Source organism: Nitrosomonas communis (assembly GCF_001007935.1).
In the GTDB taxonomy this organism is placed as follows: domain Bacteria; phylum Pseudomonadota; class Gammaproteobacteria; order Burkholderiales; family Nitrosomonadaceae; genus Nitrosomonas; species Nitrosomonas communis.
In genome coordinates, this window is record NZ_CP011451.1 from 1,052,150 (window position 1) to 1,065,228 (window position 13,079).

14 protein-coding genes and 2 pseudogenes are annotated in these 13,079 nt (G+C 42.9%); 6 read left to right on the plus strand and 10 right to left on the minus strand.

The genetic code is table 11. The features are described from left to right. Positions 1 to 12: 12 nt before the first annotated feature. Positions 13 to 147 carry a hypothetical protein gene (locus AAW31_RS23030; RefSeq protein ID WP_258920414.1) on the minus strand — a complete coding sequence of 45 codons (135 nt, stop codon included), beginning with the start codon at positions 145 to 147 and terminating at the stop codon, positions 13 to 15. A 61-nt stretch (positions 148 to 208) separates the two neighbouring features. Between AAW31_RS23030 and AAW31_RS04650 the strand changes: the two are divergent. Together AAW31_RS04650 and AAW31_RS04655 are read left to right on the plus strand one after the other, a co-directional pair. Continuing rightward, positions 209 to 442 (plus strand): annotated as a pseudogene (locus AAW31_RS04650) (IS1595 family transposase); the annotation flags it as partial. A 634-nt stretch (positions 443 to 1,076) separates the two neighbouring features. Next, entirely contained in the window at positions 1,077 to 2,252 is a 1,176-nt protein-coding gene (locus tag AAW31_RS04655) for an ISNCY family transposase (RefSeq protein WP_046849345.1), read from the plus strand. 1,338 nt (positions 2,253 to 3,590) lie between these two features. Here the strand turns inward: AAW31_RS04655 and AAW31_RS04665 are convergent. Together AAW31_RS04665 and AAW31_RS18755 are read right to left on the minus strand one after the other, a co-directional pair. After that, on the minus strand, positions 3,591 to 3,809 hold the full coding sequence (locus tag AAW31_RS04665) for a phage/plasmid replication domain-containing protein (RefSeq protein ID WP_158441387.1): 219 nt from the start codon (positions 3,807 to 3,809) through the stop codon (positions 3,591 to 3,593). 1,151 nt (positions 3,810 to 4,960) lie between these two features. Then, entirely contained in the window at positions 4,961 to 5,359 is a 399-nt protein-coding gene (locus AAW31_RS18755; RefSeq protein WP_052752081.1) for a transposase, read from the minus strand. A gap of 83 nt (positions 5,360 to 5,442) precedes the next feature. On the opposite strand from AAW31_RS18755, the gene AAW31_RS22560 reads away from it, so the two are divergent. The 3 genes from AAW31_RS22560 to AAW31_RS22570 are packed head-to-tail and all read left to right on the plus strand — an operon-like array spanning position 5,443 to position 7,073. Continuing rightward, positions 5,443 to 6,393 (plus strand): transposase, encoded by a 951-nt coding sequence (locus AAW31_RS22560; protein ID WP_052752082.1) that lies wholly within the window; start codon positions 5,443 to 5,445, stop codon positions 6,391 to 6,393. Then, complete coding sequence (locus tag AAW31_RS22565) at positions 6,345 to 6,551, plus strand: hypothetical protein (RefSeq protein WP_235264495.1); 207 nt, start codon at positions 6,345 to 6,347, stop codon at positions 6,549 to 6,551. The genes AAW31_RS22560 and AAW31_RS22565 overlap by 49 nt, the downstream gene beginning before the upstream one ends. A 9-nt stretch (positions 6,552 to 6,560) precedes the next feature. Continuing rightward, positions 6,561 to 7,073 (plus strand): hypothetical protein, encoded by a 513-nt coding sequence (locus tag AAW31_RS22570; RefSeq protein WP_235264496.1) that lies wholly within the window; start codon positions 6,561 to 6,563, stop codon positions 7,071 to 7,073. A gap of 105 nt (positions 7,074 to 7,178) precedes the next feature. On the opposite strand, the gene AAW31_RS04685 is transcribed toward AAW31_RS22570, so the two are convergent. From AAW31_RS04685 to AAW31_RS04700, 4 genes are read right to left on the minus strand one after another with little or no spacing between them, the layout of a single operon-like run. Continuing rightward, positions 7,179 to 8,006, minus strand: a complete 828-nt coding sequence (locus AAW31_RS04685; RefSeq protein WP_046848692.1) for an IS3 family transposase — start codon at positions 8,004 to 8,006, stop codon at positions 7,179 to 7,181. 20 nt (positions 8,007 to 8,026) lie between these two features. Continuing rightward, positions 8,027 to 8,308 (minus strand): IS3 family transposase, encoded by a 282-nt coding sequence (locus AAW31_RS23395; RefSeq protein WP_036503716.1) that lies wholly within the window; start codon positions 8,306 to 8,308, stop codon positions 8,027 to 8,029. Between the two features lie 33 nt (positions 8,309 to 8,341). Beyond that, a complete protein-coding gene (locus tag AAW31_RS04695) occupies positions 8,342 to 8,890 on the minus strand; it encodes an IS630 family transposase (protein WP_309567613.1) in 549 nt (182 codons plus the stop codon). Then, complete coding sequence (locus AAW31_RS04700) at positions 8,823 to 9,182, minus strand: IS630 transposase-related protein (protein WP_046849349.1); 360 nt, start codon at positions 9,180 to 9,182, stop codon at positions 8,823 to 8,825. Before AAW31_RS04700 ends, AAW31_RS04695 begins: the two co-directional genes overlap by 68 nt. A 105-nt stretch (positions 9,183 to 9,287) precedes the next feature. On the opposite strand from AAW31_RS04700, the gene AAW31_RS04705 reads away from it, so the two are divergent. Continuing rightward, a complete protein-coding gene (locus AAW31_RS04705; protein WP_046849350.1) occupies positions 9,288 to 10,178 on the plus strand; it encodes a transposase in 891 nt (296 codons plus the stop codon). Positions 10,179 to 10,696: 518 nt separating this feature from the next. Here the strand turns inward: AAW31_RS04705 and AAW31_RS04710 are convergent. From AAW31_RS04710 to AAW31_RS20440, 3 genes and pseudogenes are all read right to left on the minus strand, one after another. Continuing rightward, positions 10,697 to 11,965: an esterase/lipase family protein gene (locus tag AAW31_RS04710; RefSeq protein WP_046849351.1), complete on the minus strand. Its 1,269-nt coding sequence runs from the start codon at positions 11,963 to 11,965 to the stop codon at positions 10,697 to 10,699. A 242-nt stretch (positions 11,966 to 12,207) separates the two neighbouring features. Continuing rightward, positions 12,208 to 12,582, minus strand: coding sequence for a transposase (locus AAW31_RS04715; protein ID WP_082110339.1), 375 nt, complete (start codon positions 12,580 to 12,582; stop codon positions 12,208 to 12,210). Between the two features lie 117 nt (positions 12,583 to 12,699). Further along, positions 12,700 to 13,076 (minus strand): annotated as a pseudogene (locus AAW31_RS20440) (ISNCY family transposase); the annotation flags it as partial. Positions 13,077 to 13,079 lie beyond the last annotated feature (3 nt).

The window sequence follows — 13,079 nt, forward strand, 5'->3', positions numbered from 1 at the left end:
TTTGTTGATAGTTCAGTTACTTTTATGAATATCGTCCTTGTCCGTCTGAATATTTATATCAACCTCCAGAATTCCAACCATCCACAAAATAGCTCCAAACCCAACAACAACCAGCACCACAAAACCAACTATTTCCAAAATATTCATTTTATTTATTTTTAATATTAAAGGCTCTAGACTAGCAGAAACAATCTATTAATTTAATAAGATGTTAAGAAACAGTAAATCAAGTCATTATTCCATTCAAAAAATCATTCAATGTTTTAGCATTGATATACCAGCCAGTAAAGCAGCTCTGCTGTTAGGTGAAAACCATAACCCGATTAATCGGTGGTATGGCATTTTCAGGCAAGTAATATATCGCCATCAGACTGCCCTTAAAGACAAGTTATTAGGTAGAGTAAAAGTCGATGAAGGCTATTTTGGTGCGAAACAGCATCGTTGATATCATGGCAAACTCAAACGCGGCCGCGGTACAATAAAACAACCTGTAACCCTAAGAGAGTTATCAAATTAATGGCAATTCTCAACTGGGCCATAAAACCTTTGCTGTTCTCACACAGCGCAATGTTATCCTCCTGCCGTACCGAACTCTTCAGGAACTCGCCCATAAGGCGAACTTTAGACCACTCACGACCTTTTGCCTTATGAATCGTAGGAATAGTAATATTGCATATTTTCTCATCAACAGTGTGATTTAGTGCCTACGTTATATAATATTTTGCTCATGAAATAAAAACTGCCCTTCGCGAGGCGATTTGGATGATTAAAAAAGTTTTAGTAATATTACTTGAAGACCATGATGAGGCGAGATTACACCTAGCATAGGCGCCCTCGTAGTGGCAACGTCAGTAACGACGGTAATAACCGCAATGATGACGAAGCAGATATATCAGCATGAGCGACGGATGGGTAAAATACAGCCAATAGCGATTGAAGGAAATAGGCCATTATTATAATAAAGTAAAAAAAGAATAACTTCAAACACCAGTAGCCATATGTAGAGAACAAATAAACTGTCCGGACTTGTAGCAAATGATCTGTCCGGTTTATATGGAATCCTGGGAGGATTTCAGATGAAACGGACAGAATGGCTACAGGAGACCAGGAAGATGAGATTTGAAGAAGCGTATGAAAGCTATAGAAAAAGGAGCCTTACGCAATCGGAAGCGGCGTTATTGCTTGGAGTATGTGATCGCACATTCCGGCGCTATATGAACCGGTATGATGAGGATGGTTTGGATGCGTTATTAGATAGGCGTCTTGTGCAGGTATCACACCGACGGGCACCAGTAGATGAAGTCATGCGGTTGGTCGAGCACTATCGCAATCGCCACATGGGTTGGAATGCCAAGCACTTCTATGCCTGGTATCGTTCTGGCGGTGGTAATCGCAGTCATACGTGGGTTAAAAACCGGCTACAGGAAGCCGGACTGATTGAACATACCAAGAAGCGAGGCACGCACCGTAAGAAGCGTGAGCGGGCTCCTTTGATTGGTATGATGATTCATCAAGATGGCAGTACGCATGAATGGGTTTTGGGACAGAAATGGGATTTGATTGTCACGATGGATGATGCCACCAGTGAGCACTACTCGATGTTTTTCGTTGAGGAAGAAAGCACTATGAGCAGCTTCCAGGGCGTACAGGAAGTCATTGAGAAGCACGGGTTATTTGCCTCATTTTACTCCGATCGTGGCAGCCACTACTGGTACACGCCAGAAGCAGGAGGCAAGGTTGACAAACAGAATCTCACTCAATTTGGACAGGCCATGAAACGATTAGGAATCGAGATGATTGCAGCCTATTCGCCAGAAGCACGCGGACGCAGTGAACGCATGTTTCGCACGCACCAGGAACGTCTGCCTAAAGAACTAGTATTAGCTGGGATTACCGATATGACAGCAGCTAATCGGTATCTGAAAGAAGTCTATATGCCTACTTTCAATGCCGAGTTCGTACAACCGGCATCCGAGGAAGGTAGTGCTTTTGTACCATGGATTGGTGGAGAGCTTGCGGACATCCTCTGTGAGCGTCATGAGCGCGTTGTTGGCTATGATAACTGTGTTAGCTTTGAAGGTTTAAAGCTTCAAATCCCGGCAGATCGTCATCGCTGCCATTATGTGAAAGCAAAAGTCATCGTACTGCGCTATCCAAATGGACAAATAGCTATCACGCACGGCCCAAGGAAGCTTGCGACATATGATTCGTCTGGCAAGGAAATAAAACTGAACAGTACAGTTGTTGCGTAAATCCGCCGCCACAACTGCGCAATGAATTAATAGACAATTCATTGCGTTTCAAAGTGGACAATTTATTTGCTACAAAACCGGACAATTCTATTTGTTGCTAACAACACCAGTAGCCATACTGCGTGAATTTATTGCTCGAATTGGTTCATTTAAACCTTTCTATATAATATTTAATGGTTGTAGTTATGCACACCCAAAATCAGTGCTACAGCTTAGCGAATGGCTTGAGGCTGGACACTACTCATCTTTAAATTATTGAAACGTTTGTTGTTTAGATAACGCTTAGTCGATAGTCATATTAATAATACGGTTTCGGTACGCAATTGTTATTTCTCCCGATTCCTCAGTAAGCAGTTGTGTACCGGTTTCTCATCATGGCCTTTTCAAGATGCATAATTGTTTTGTTCCTTTTATACCCTTTTACTACCTTGTGCACCTTTTTTTGGTGCATTGTGCACACCCCCCAATCAGCGCTACAGCATAACGTTTGGCTTGAGGCCAAGAACAGCTCATCAATAAATCATTGAAACTTTTATCGTTTTTGTAGTTCTTATTGTTAACTCTTTGCTAAAAGGGTTACGGTACACAGCTATAAATTTATAGCCTCTTGTCGTTATAGTTGTGTACCAGACTTTCATAGTTATGATCTTTTGATGTGGTGCACATGTGAATATCTCCCCTCTTCACTTTGTGCACCCATTTTTTAATTTTCGTGAAAATATGTTGCATTTGCAAATGAAAACAATTATCATTTGCACATCCATTGTTAAAAAAGAGCATGGGTATAAACCTGCAACCCTCCTCTCTCCTTGTTATACAGGTACGTATCGGCTCCTCAATGGATATTTTCCTCCCATGGTGCACATTGTTTCTCTCTTATCTTTTCTTTGTGCACCATTCTTCTATTTAAAAAATAATTCATAACGTTTTCCTTATTTGTTCATTACAAGCTTTTACATGTACCTTAGTACAATGGAATAAAGCATGCATAAAGTTGGATAATTTACTTGTAGCGCTTGAGCTACTGATTTTGTTTCGTGAAGTGCATATTTACGAAGCTGAGTCATTTAATTTGTACCCATTGTTGAAGTATTTTGACGGTGCATAATTGCAGACATTGCTGGGAGGATTTTGTGATTTTGCACCGTCATTTTTTAAATTGTTGCAGAATACTCTTTCATATATCTCTAAATTGGGTGCTTGGTGCAAAAAAGTAAAAAGGAACGACAGCAGAGAGATAACAATAAGCAATTCATAAGAAAAAATTTCATAAAGTGATCCTTATTTATTAACCACAAATTTTAAGGGTTATTGAATTCGTCATCGAATCTATCCCAGTCAGGAGGAGAAAACTGGTTTAAGCTCGACGACGTGAACCTTGGTGGGGAATTTAGTGACGTTGCACGGTTCGGTTATATCAAGACCATATTCACGTAGAATCTTGGCGTGTCGGTAAAGGGTTCCGTTTGACATGATGGTACGTAAATCTTCACCTGCCAACCAAGCGGCAGCCGTCATACGGTAGCGAGTAGGTATAGAATCTAGTATGTCGGTCATCGCTGCGAACAACACGGCGGAAAATCTCGGTTTCTGATGCGAAGATTTGCTGAATCTTTTCATCTGATAGAGCTTTCCTCTTGTAGAATCCTCCACTTTATAGAATGTAGAATCTCACATTCATGGTAGGAACGCATGCAATCGAATTGAAAATTTCTTGACATTCTGAATTTATCCACACTTATTTTTATAAAGGATCTGTATTATTCAAAAGTATAAAAATAACCAATATAATAACAACTTATTGATAATAAATAATATTATTATATGTTTAAAATTTAGTCGATCTAGAAAAGATTGTTACAAATAACCATCTTAGCAACAGTATTTACAACTTACCCACATAGTTATCCACAGAAATTGTGACAAATAATAAGATGGCTTAAATAAATTTAAAGAAAATGCATAAACCACAAGCATTTATGTAGAAAGTTGACTATCTCTATTTGGTAATAATTGCATACTTGGTAGATTGCAGAATGATCCGCTTCAAGTTTGCATTATCGACGAATACGGCCATTTAAAAGTGAAGAGTGCCGCCATCGCGATATATAGAATAATTACTTAAAGGGTATTTAAAAAATGACTGAGCTATAAGCTCAGTCATAAATTTGCAGGTAAAAGCAAAGCTTATCTTCCAGATCTTTTAATTTTTTATGCAACCACAGCTTCTGTCTCATTCACACTAATTTAGAGAAGATAAAAGTCTTAATTTACAATTTTCAATATAAAAAAGACCAATACTAAAATGAATATTGGTCTTGTTACTCAAGTTTCGGAGTTCAAAATCGAATAAAATTTCACTGATCACACCTATCCAAAGCTTCTTGCTGCAAGGCAAGGTAAGGTAAGGTAAGGTAAGGTAATCTAATTGCAGAGCTTGCATAAAGAATTGATTTATGTGCGCCTCAATTGTTTCCATGATCTGTTCAACGCTACAGCCAAGCTGGCGTTTAATGCCTGACCGCCCCTCATGGATCAATGCGCGAAACAGCAGCTATAATTGTTTTGCAAAACTCAAGCTCATTAACCCCTCGACTAATTTATCTCTCACCTCGCTTACCTGTAATCCGATCCCTTCCTGCTTAGCGAAGACTAGCATGCAAAAGCGTATGGCAGCCAGATGGATCGATGCAATATGAGAGGCAAAACTACTGGTTCTGCTCCATCAACAGACCAAGGTGGCGTTTGCTTTCTTTGAAGTAAACCTCAATACCCCAACGCAGCGCATAGATTTCCAGAATACGGCTTGCTTCTATTGTGGTATCCGTAGTGATAAATAGCGTCCAGTCATGTTTGCCAGATGTTGCTGCATTATCTGCCGTGGTTCCTTTAACAAAGAGCAGTCGGTAGGGAACCCATTGTGGCGCTTCATCGAGAGATGAGGCGAGATTAAGTCCAACATCCAGCAATCTGTAGCGATAACGTGTTCCCTGAATGCTTTGCCACTGCTTGCGAATATGATGGCGATATAGTCTCTTGGCATCTGCCATGGTAGTGCATCGCGCGCCATTACTGTCATATAGCAGATCCCATATAAAATGAATCAACCTATTTTCCTCAGTTGAACCTATAAAAACAACCGAAAACGTAATACTGTCAAGGCTTTATGGCTGAATAAAGGAGTCACCCAATGGGTGAAAAGGATTTTGAGGAAAAAGGAGCGGCAAAGGCGGTAAGTAACGCCGTGCAGGAGATGGAGCAATCTGCAGAGGAGATGTGTTTGTCGACTCCTGGTGGTCGATTTCACGTGCGCTGGGATGAAAACGGAAGTGCCACAGCCATGGGTCAGTTGGCATTTTTTTCTGAATTCCTGGAAGTTACCGGCTTATTTGCCCGTTGGGTAGAAGGATGCCCGCTTTCTTACACGAGTCCTAATGCGCCTGCTGTGGTTGATTTACTGGGTACCTGGTTGCTCTCCATTCTTGATGGGCAGCGACGCTATGCCCACATCGCCGGGCTACCAGGAGACGAAGTGGCTCCTGAGATACTTGGCATGGGCAAGATTGTCAGCGATGAGAGCTTGCGTCGCGCGCTGAGTGCGCTTGCGCCAGGTTTACCCAAACGTTGCGATGAATCGCAACGTGCTGTCTGCCTGGCTCAACTGATGAAGAGTACAAGCTGGATGGATACAGCGCTCAGCGAGAGTACTCGTGAAGCCTTGAATACTGCCTGGATTCTTGACGCTGATAGCAGCGTCAAGCTGTTATATGGCCGTCAAACAGGTGCTGAGATCGGCTACAATCCTAGCAAGCCGGGACGGCCAAGCCACACCTTGCATACGTATTGGATTAGCAATGTTCGTCTGGTGCTTGATGTTGAAGTGCAAAGCGGTAAATCTCATGCTGCCAAACATAGCCTACCCCGTCTGCGGCAGTTAATCGAAGACTTGGCTCTTGAAAAGCGTCCTGCGTTGGTGCGTGGCGACAGTGCTTTTGGCAATGAAGGCGTGATGGCTGGAATGGAACAGATTAATCAGCGTTATCTGTTCAAACTGCGCCAGACTGCTGGAATTAAACATTTGATCGAGCGGAAATGGCAGCAAAACCAGTGGCAGCCGTGGGGCAAGGCTTTGACGCAGTAGAGGATGAAATCCAATTGGCAGGCTGGAGTCGCGCGCGGCGGATAGTGGTGCTGCGGCGTCAAGTCAAAAACAATCTGGCAGTCGAAATGAATGCTGATACTCAACAGGGAACCCTGCACTTCGTTGACCATCCAGATAAGATCAAAGTATGGGAATAGGCTGTTTTAGTGACCAGTGCTGATTATTCATTGGAAGCCTTCGGTCAATGGTATCGGGATCGGGCAGATTGCGAGAATGGCTTTGATGAGTTGAAAAACCAATGGGGTTGGGGTGGCTATACCACTCATGACCTGGAGCGCTGTAACCTCTCAGCACGAGCAGTCGCGCTCATTTATAACTGGTGGAGCGGGTATGTTCGCCTGGCACACCCCAAAACACATCTGGAAGCAATTACCAGTCGCCCTTTACTACTAAATGGGGTTGCTCGTCTGACTCGACATGCAGGTCAATCTCGACTATTGCTTACATTAACTCATGAGGCGGGTGATCAAATCAAAACAATGATCAGCAGTATCCGTAAGGGTTTTGATTTCATTCTAGCAAATGCGCCTCAGTTGCCAAAAGTGGAACGTTGGCCTACCTTGGTACGCTACATTATCGACAAAATCTTTGCAGCCGGACCAAAAAATCCACCAGTTCTCGATTTGCCAACCTTTCATTTGGCTTCCAATTCGGGTTAAAAGAGGAATTTAGGATCAAATTTCATAAACGGCAAAGTGATGTGGTTCCCTGTAACTGGACAACCTGAAAGAAAGTTCAGCTCTGATATGTATAGTTAAACAGGTTCAGGCAACCCGATCAATTCTTGGATCACTATAGTAGATTTCATCAGGCGTAAGACGGTCAAGGCTTTGATGAAATCGTTCTTGATTGTACCATTCAAACCATGTGGATAAATTCTGCTTTATCTCCTTCAGATTATTGAATTCTCTGGTATATAAAAGCTCATACTTAACTGTCCGCCAAAGTCGTTCAACAAAAATGTTGTCATAGTAGCACCCCTTGCCATCCATGCTGATCTGAATATGATGATCTTTTAGTATGGAGGTAAATGCTTCGCTGGTAAACTGTACGCCCTGGTCGGTATTCATGATCTGTGGACAGCCATAATCCTGGATGGCTGCCTCCAGCGCCTGAGTACAAAAGTCAGTATCCAAGGTATTGGACAAGCGCCAGCTCAACACCTTACGCGAATGCCAGTCGATGATGGCAACCAGATAGCCAAAGCCTTTCTCCATGGGGACATAGGTTATGTCGGCAGCCCAAACCTGATTGGGTTTATTAATGACAAGTTCTCTAAGCAGATAAGGATAGACCTTATGCTGTTTGCTTGAGATGCTGGTCCTGGGTTTTGGAGCTATGCTGACAATACCGAGTGTCTTCATTAAGGAAGAGGCTTTCTTGCGCCCTAACATGATTCCCTGGCGCTGAAACCAGGTAGCATAACTGCGTGAGCCATATTGTGGCGTCTTTAAGTACTGTTCATCCATCATGCGCAGCAGAACCAGATCAGCATTACTGATTGGTTGCGGTTGATAATAATAAGTTGAGCGCGCCAGATCCAGCAGCTGACATTGACGAGTTTGACTAAGTTTGCCATGGGGCTCAATCATCTCTTTGCGTTCTACAAGACTTAATGATTGAGCTTTCTTGCTAAAAAATCGCGTTCTACCGCCAATTGACCAATAACCCGGTGCAGGTCATCTGTTGTAGGCTGCTCCTTATTGGCGGCAGTATTATTTTTACAAAACAGCTCGGCAGCTTGCTCAATGAGTTGCCGTTTCCAGCTATTGATCTGCGTGGGATGTACATTATAACGCGCTGCTAATTGGGGGACAGTTTCATCACCACGTATCGCTGCCAGCGCTAGTTTTGCTTTGAATTCGCTCGAATATTGTATGCGCTTTTTACTCATTGTTATTAAGCTCCTTTTTAATTCTGCCAGAGCTTAACAACCTGTACAGTTTTTGGGTACCACTTCAAAGAGCTGCTCGATGGAACACCCTTCCCTTTTTCTGATGGCTTTGGCCTGAGCCCATTTGGATTCAATGTCATTTAAGTCCGGGGAATAAGGCGGCAGGTATTCAAGTGTATGCCCGGCATTGGCAATGGCGGTTTGGATATCCTGCCGTTTATGAAAGGTTGCGTTGTCCATGACAATCACGCAAGCGGGCAGAAGTATAGGCAACAGGTCCTGTGTTATCCACGCATAGAAAATGTCAGCGCAGATATTGGCGATGAACAGACTTATGGTCAGCAGCGTCTTTCCGATGAGAGCGCCAATCACATTGATTCGACCTCGTGCATGCCAGTCTTTTACGCCATGGACGCGCTCACCCACTGGCGCATAGCCATGCGTGCGTGGCATGTCGTGCGCAAAGCCGCTTTCATCAAGGTAGACGATAACGCGGCCTGCTCGCTCATAGTCTTCAATTTTTTTCTGGAAGATACGCCGCTCTTCTTCGCTGGCTTTGGGGTGACACAGGCTTTTTTTTATAAGTCACGCCCAGACGCTTTAAAGCATGGTTAATGCCTTGCTTGCTGACACCCAACCGTTTGGCGCGCTCGTACTGATACGCGTCCGGATAATTCTTGATGTCCTGCGCCAACATTTCCATGTTGATCTTGGTGGCAGGTTTGTTGCGGGTGGTCTTGGGATCGGGAGTTTTGATCCAACGCATCACGCTGGCCACACCTACACCAAAACGCTTGGCCACTTGCGCGATTGAGAGGTTCTCCTTCTCTCGAACGGATAATACTTTACGGCGAAATAATATCGGATAGGTCATCTGTAAATTATAATGCGAATTAAGAGCTGAAATAGAAGCCAGTCCATCAATAACGTTAAACTATTGAGGAAGACACTACCCAACCTCAATCAATCAAAGTAACCAATGAACTGGCAAAATCGATTAATAACGATTTATCTCTATGTTTGCAAGCATTATCAGCAAAATCTTTGGGTTTATAGTCAAAGAATGAGCAACCACGCGGATTTAAGTTTTAGCGACGAAGAAGTCATTACCCTCTTCCTGTTCGGTGTAATGGACAAGCATCGAGAGATCAAAGGTATTTATGAGTATGCGGATCGCCACTTACGCGATTGGTTTCCACGACTTCCAGGTTATGTGGCTTATGTTCAGCGTCTGAATCGGGTAGCCGATGTGTTTGCACCCTTATTAGCACTGATTCAGCAAGAACAGGAAACCAGGAATGCCGGGCAGGTTTGGTTGACTGATTCATTTCCGGTCATCCTTGCGAGGCAAGGTCGTCGGTTTAACGCGTGTGTAGCGAAACAGTTGGCGGATTCAGGCTACTGCTCTACCAAGAAGTTGTACTATCATGGTGTGCGGGTCCATATCATAGGGCGCCGCCAACCAGGCTCACTGCCGATTCCTGAGTATATTGGTGTGACTGGCGCCAGCGACCATGATGGCAAAATATTTGATCAGATTCGACCACAATTGTACAACAATGAGCTGTACGGTGATAAAGCTTATCAACGGCCTGACGCTGAATGCATCAGGCGAGCTCAGAATCTGACCGTCTTGACACCGGTTAAAAAACAAAAAGGGCAGCACCATCTGGAACCACAGGATCAATGGTTATCGACAGCAGTTTCTCGCGTGCGGCAACCGATTGAAGCCTTATTTGCCTGGATTGAAGAAAAAACAGGCATTGAATGTGCCAGCAAAGTTCGTTCTTATAACGGGCTTATGGTACATGTATTCGGAAAGCTGGCTGCGGCTCTGTTTTTCTGGAATTTTTTACGAGTCAGCTCTTAATTCACATTATAATCAATTTATATAGGACATGCTATAGAGATAAATCGCTATTAATCGGTCTTGCCAATTCATTGGTTACTTTGATTGATTGAGGTTAGGTGATGTCTTCCTCAATAGTTTAATGTTATCGATGACCTGGCTTCTATTTCAGCTCTTAATTCGCATTTAAGTTCAGCCGGTAAAAAATTTGTATTGATGTTGTTGTATTAATACATGTCATAAACTATTGCTATCAAATTTCGTAAATCGACATTGATTACAATAGTATATCGCTTCCTGGCAAGGGGACATTTGTGTACAGTTTCTATTCAAGCGACATTGATAATTCTCGGTTGATGCTTTCGATGTTTTGCTGAAAGGTGTTTTGTTAACTAATACTTTTTTGACTGGCACTACCTCGTTTGATGTTTTGTTCATCGCTGGAGTTGATCCTTGGTCCAATGCCGTAACGAAACTCTCACGGTGGGACGCACTGAGGGCACGACGCAGCAAAGATCAGTGCGCTTAATTTGCTAAAATTAGTGCAGATTTTTTAAAACTTCTGCTCCTACACCCATATCAGTTGTCTCACAAGTGTGAGTTTGCCTTAAGCTCCCGACAACGGGTATTTTTATTTCATTACCGCATTCTTCTCGGAAAAGGATATCAACCTTTATTGATTTCTGTTGGAGAGGAAGATTTCCAGTTACTTCCATTAAATTCTGGGAAGTATTTGAAACAATACCGTCGCCATCTTGAAAATTGACTAAACTAGACAACGTAGGTTGACCTGTTCCAATTATCGAGACATAGATTGAATCGGATGGAAGGGGGTGAGTGGCTAAATCATTAAGTATTTTCAAAGCCGAGCTGTCTGTTTGTAGTTCCTGCATTGCAGTACTATGCGGATCAATACTTAAATTGAAAAGATCGCAAATGCTATTTTCACCGGGAATACCGAGATCATCATGACATACTTGTGCCCAAAAACTACCTTGATGTGGGGTGGCAATGGAGATAAATTTCGCGACATCACCCTGATACGCAATGGGTGCTGCTGCATCGGGTGCTTGTGCTAGTCCCTGTAGATAAGCTCTTGCAGCAAGCCCACCTAAGCTATGCCCAATCAGAAGAACCTTTGTTGTTCCAGGATTTTTATCTAAAACTGCTTTAATGATTGCTGCTAATTCGCCCCCCTGTCTATCTAAAGATAGGTTTTGATTATCAGAGAAATTTAGCGTATAGAAATTGCCTGCATTACCCGTACACTTAATAACCGGGTTTGGATTCGTGGGGCAGCTAATATCAACCATTTTTGTGCCATGATTGTAAGAAGGGATTCCTCCGAATGTCCATTTGGCATTATTTATTAGATAGTCTATATATGCAGCCCATGTTTCTGCTGAAGAGGCTAAGCCATGAATAAAAATAATAGGGTAAGGTATCGCCCCACATCCTGACTCTTGCAGGAAAATGGATAAATCACCGAGGTCCCTTGGTGAGAGATCGGTCGGTCCTTGGTAGTAAACATGATTATCTGCAGACGAAACGCCCACATAAGAATTAGTAGTTGGGTAATAGCGATAGGTATAAGGGTCAGAAAATTGCACCTCTTGCACCGCTGGTGAAAATAAATCGGAGTGAAATGTTTGTGCCCAGTTGAACAAACACTCTATGTTAGGCATTGTTGCGGTATTAGCTTTTACCGAAGAGTCAATCGCCACTGCAATGTTGCAAAACCCTATGAGAATTACCGCACCCAGTACATGTGCTAGAAAAGAGCTGCTTGTGCATTGTTGATCGTTCATTGCATTCTCCCATAGTAAAGGAACAGAATGATTAATCTCATGAGCAAGTGATTTTTCCGATAACCAGATTATGTTGCGATACAGTTATCGCATTTAAATTATTAAAAATATATTCCTTAAACTAACTGCAGTCCATATGATTATTGCATTCATTTCTTTAGAGTATAACGCGGGGGGGAGAACAAAAGGCTTTATAGATTAGTTTAATTGATAAGCTAAAAGAATATAGAACAGATATGGTTCTATGTGAAATACCGTGGGTAAGTAAACTGAAGCTTTCTACATAAAAAATAAATCATATTGATGAAGTTGTTAATATTCCGGCAACCTCTGGCGCGCCGTTTGGCAAGCTGAATCTTGTTATTGATACCTTCGAGAATGCCATTGGTCAGACGGGACTCGACAAAGCGAATAATCCCGCTCCAATGAGAAGTGACCGTGTTAGCAAAAGCATGGAAAGCTGGAATGCCGGCTTGATTGACCTCATTGCACCACTGCGTAAGAAAAGCGTGCGCACTGAGTTTATCTGGCATGTTCCACAGCTCATTGAACAGTATTTTGAGGCGGTAGGCCTCTCCTAAGGTAGTGCCAGTCCGAAAACCCCATTTTTTCACCAGTAATCTGCTTAATTTTTAAGTGCCTTTGTAAAAATGCAACGAAACCATACATCCAAAAAAGCCTCTGATTGTATTTTTGTGAGGCATGGCATGAAAAATACGGTTTCTACCCAGCACTCACCACTGATTGCTCGCAATCAGGCGGTTTTTTGCGTTAGCGGGAGAGCTTAAGCTGCTTGTTGGTGCTTTAAATTACGTTTTATAGCTTTGCGCTCACGCTCCACATCCTGCTGCCATAGAATATTACCTATTCGGCGGATATTTCTGGCGACAATAGCCAGTGCAACGTAACGTTTAAAACCACCCATGCCATGATCTGGGCATTTGTCTAGTCCGTGCACCTGCAGCGCATTGATTGCTGACTCTACTGCTGAGTGCGCACGACGGGCTTTAACAAATTCTTCCATTTGTTCTATTGCTTTGCGCTCTTTGGATAGTTTGCCTTTTTTGGGCAGCGTAACCTGCTCAAGATGTTGGGCTAATTCAGCCTGGTTAGG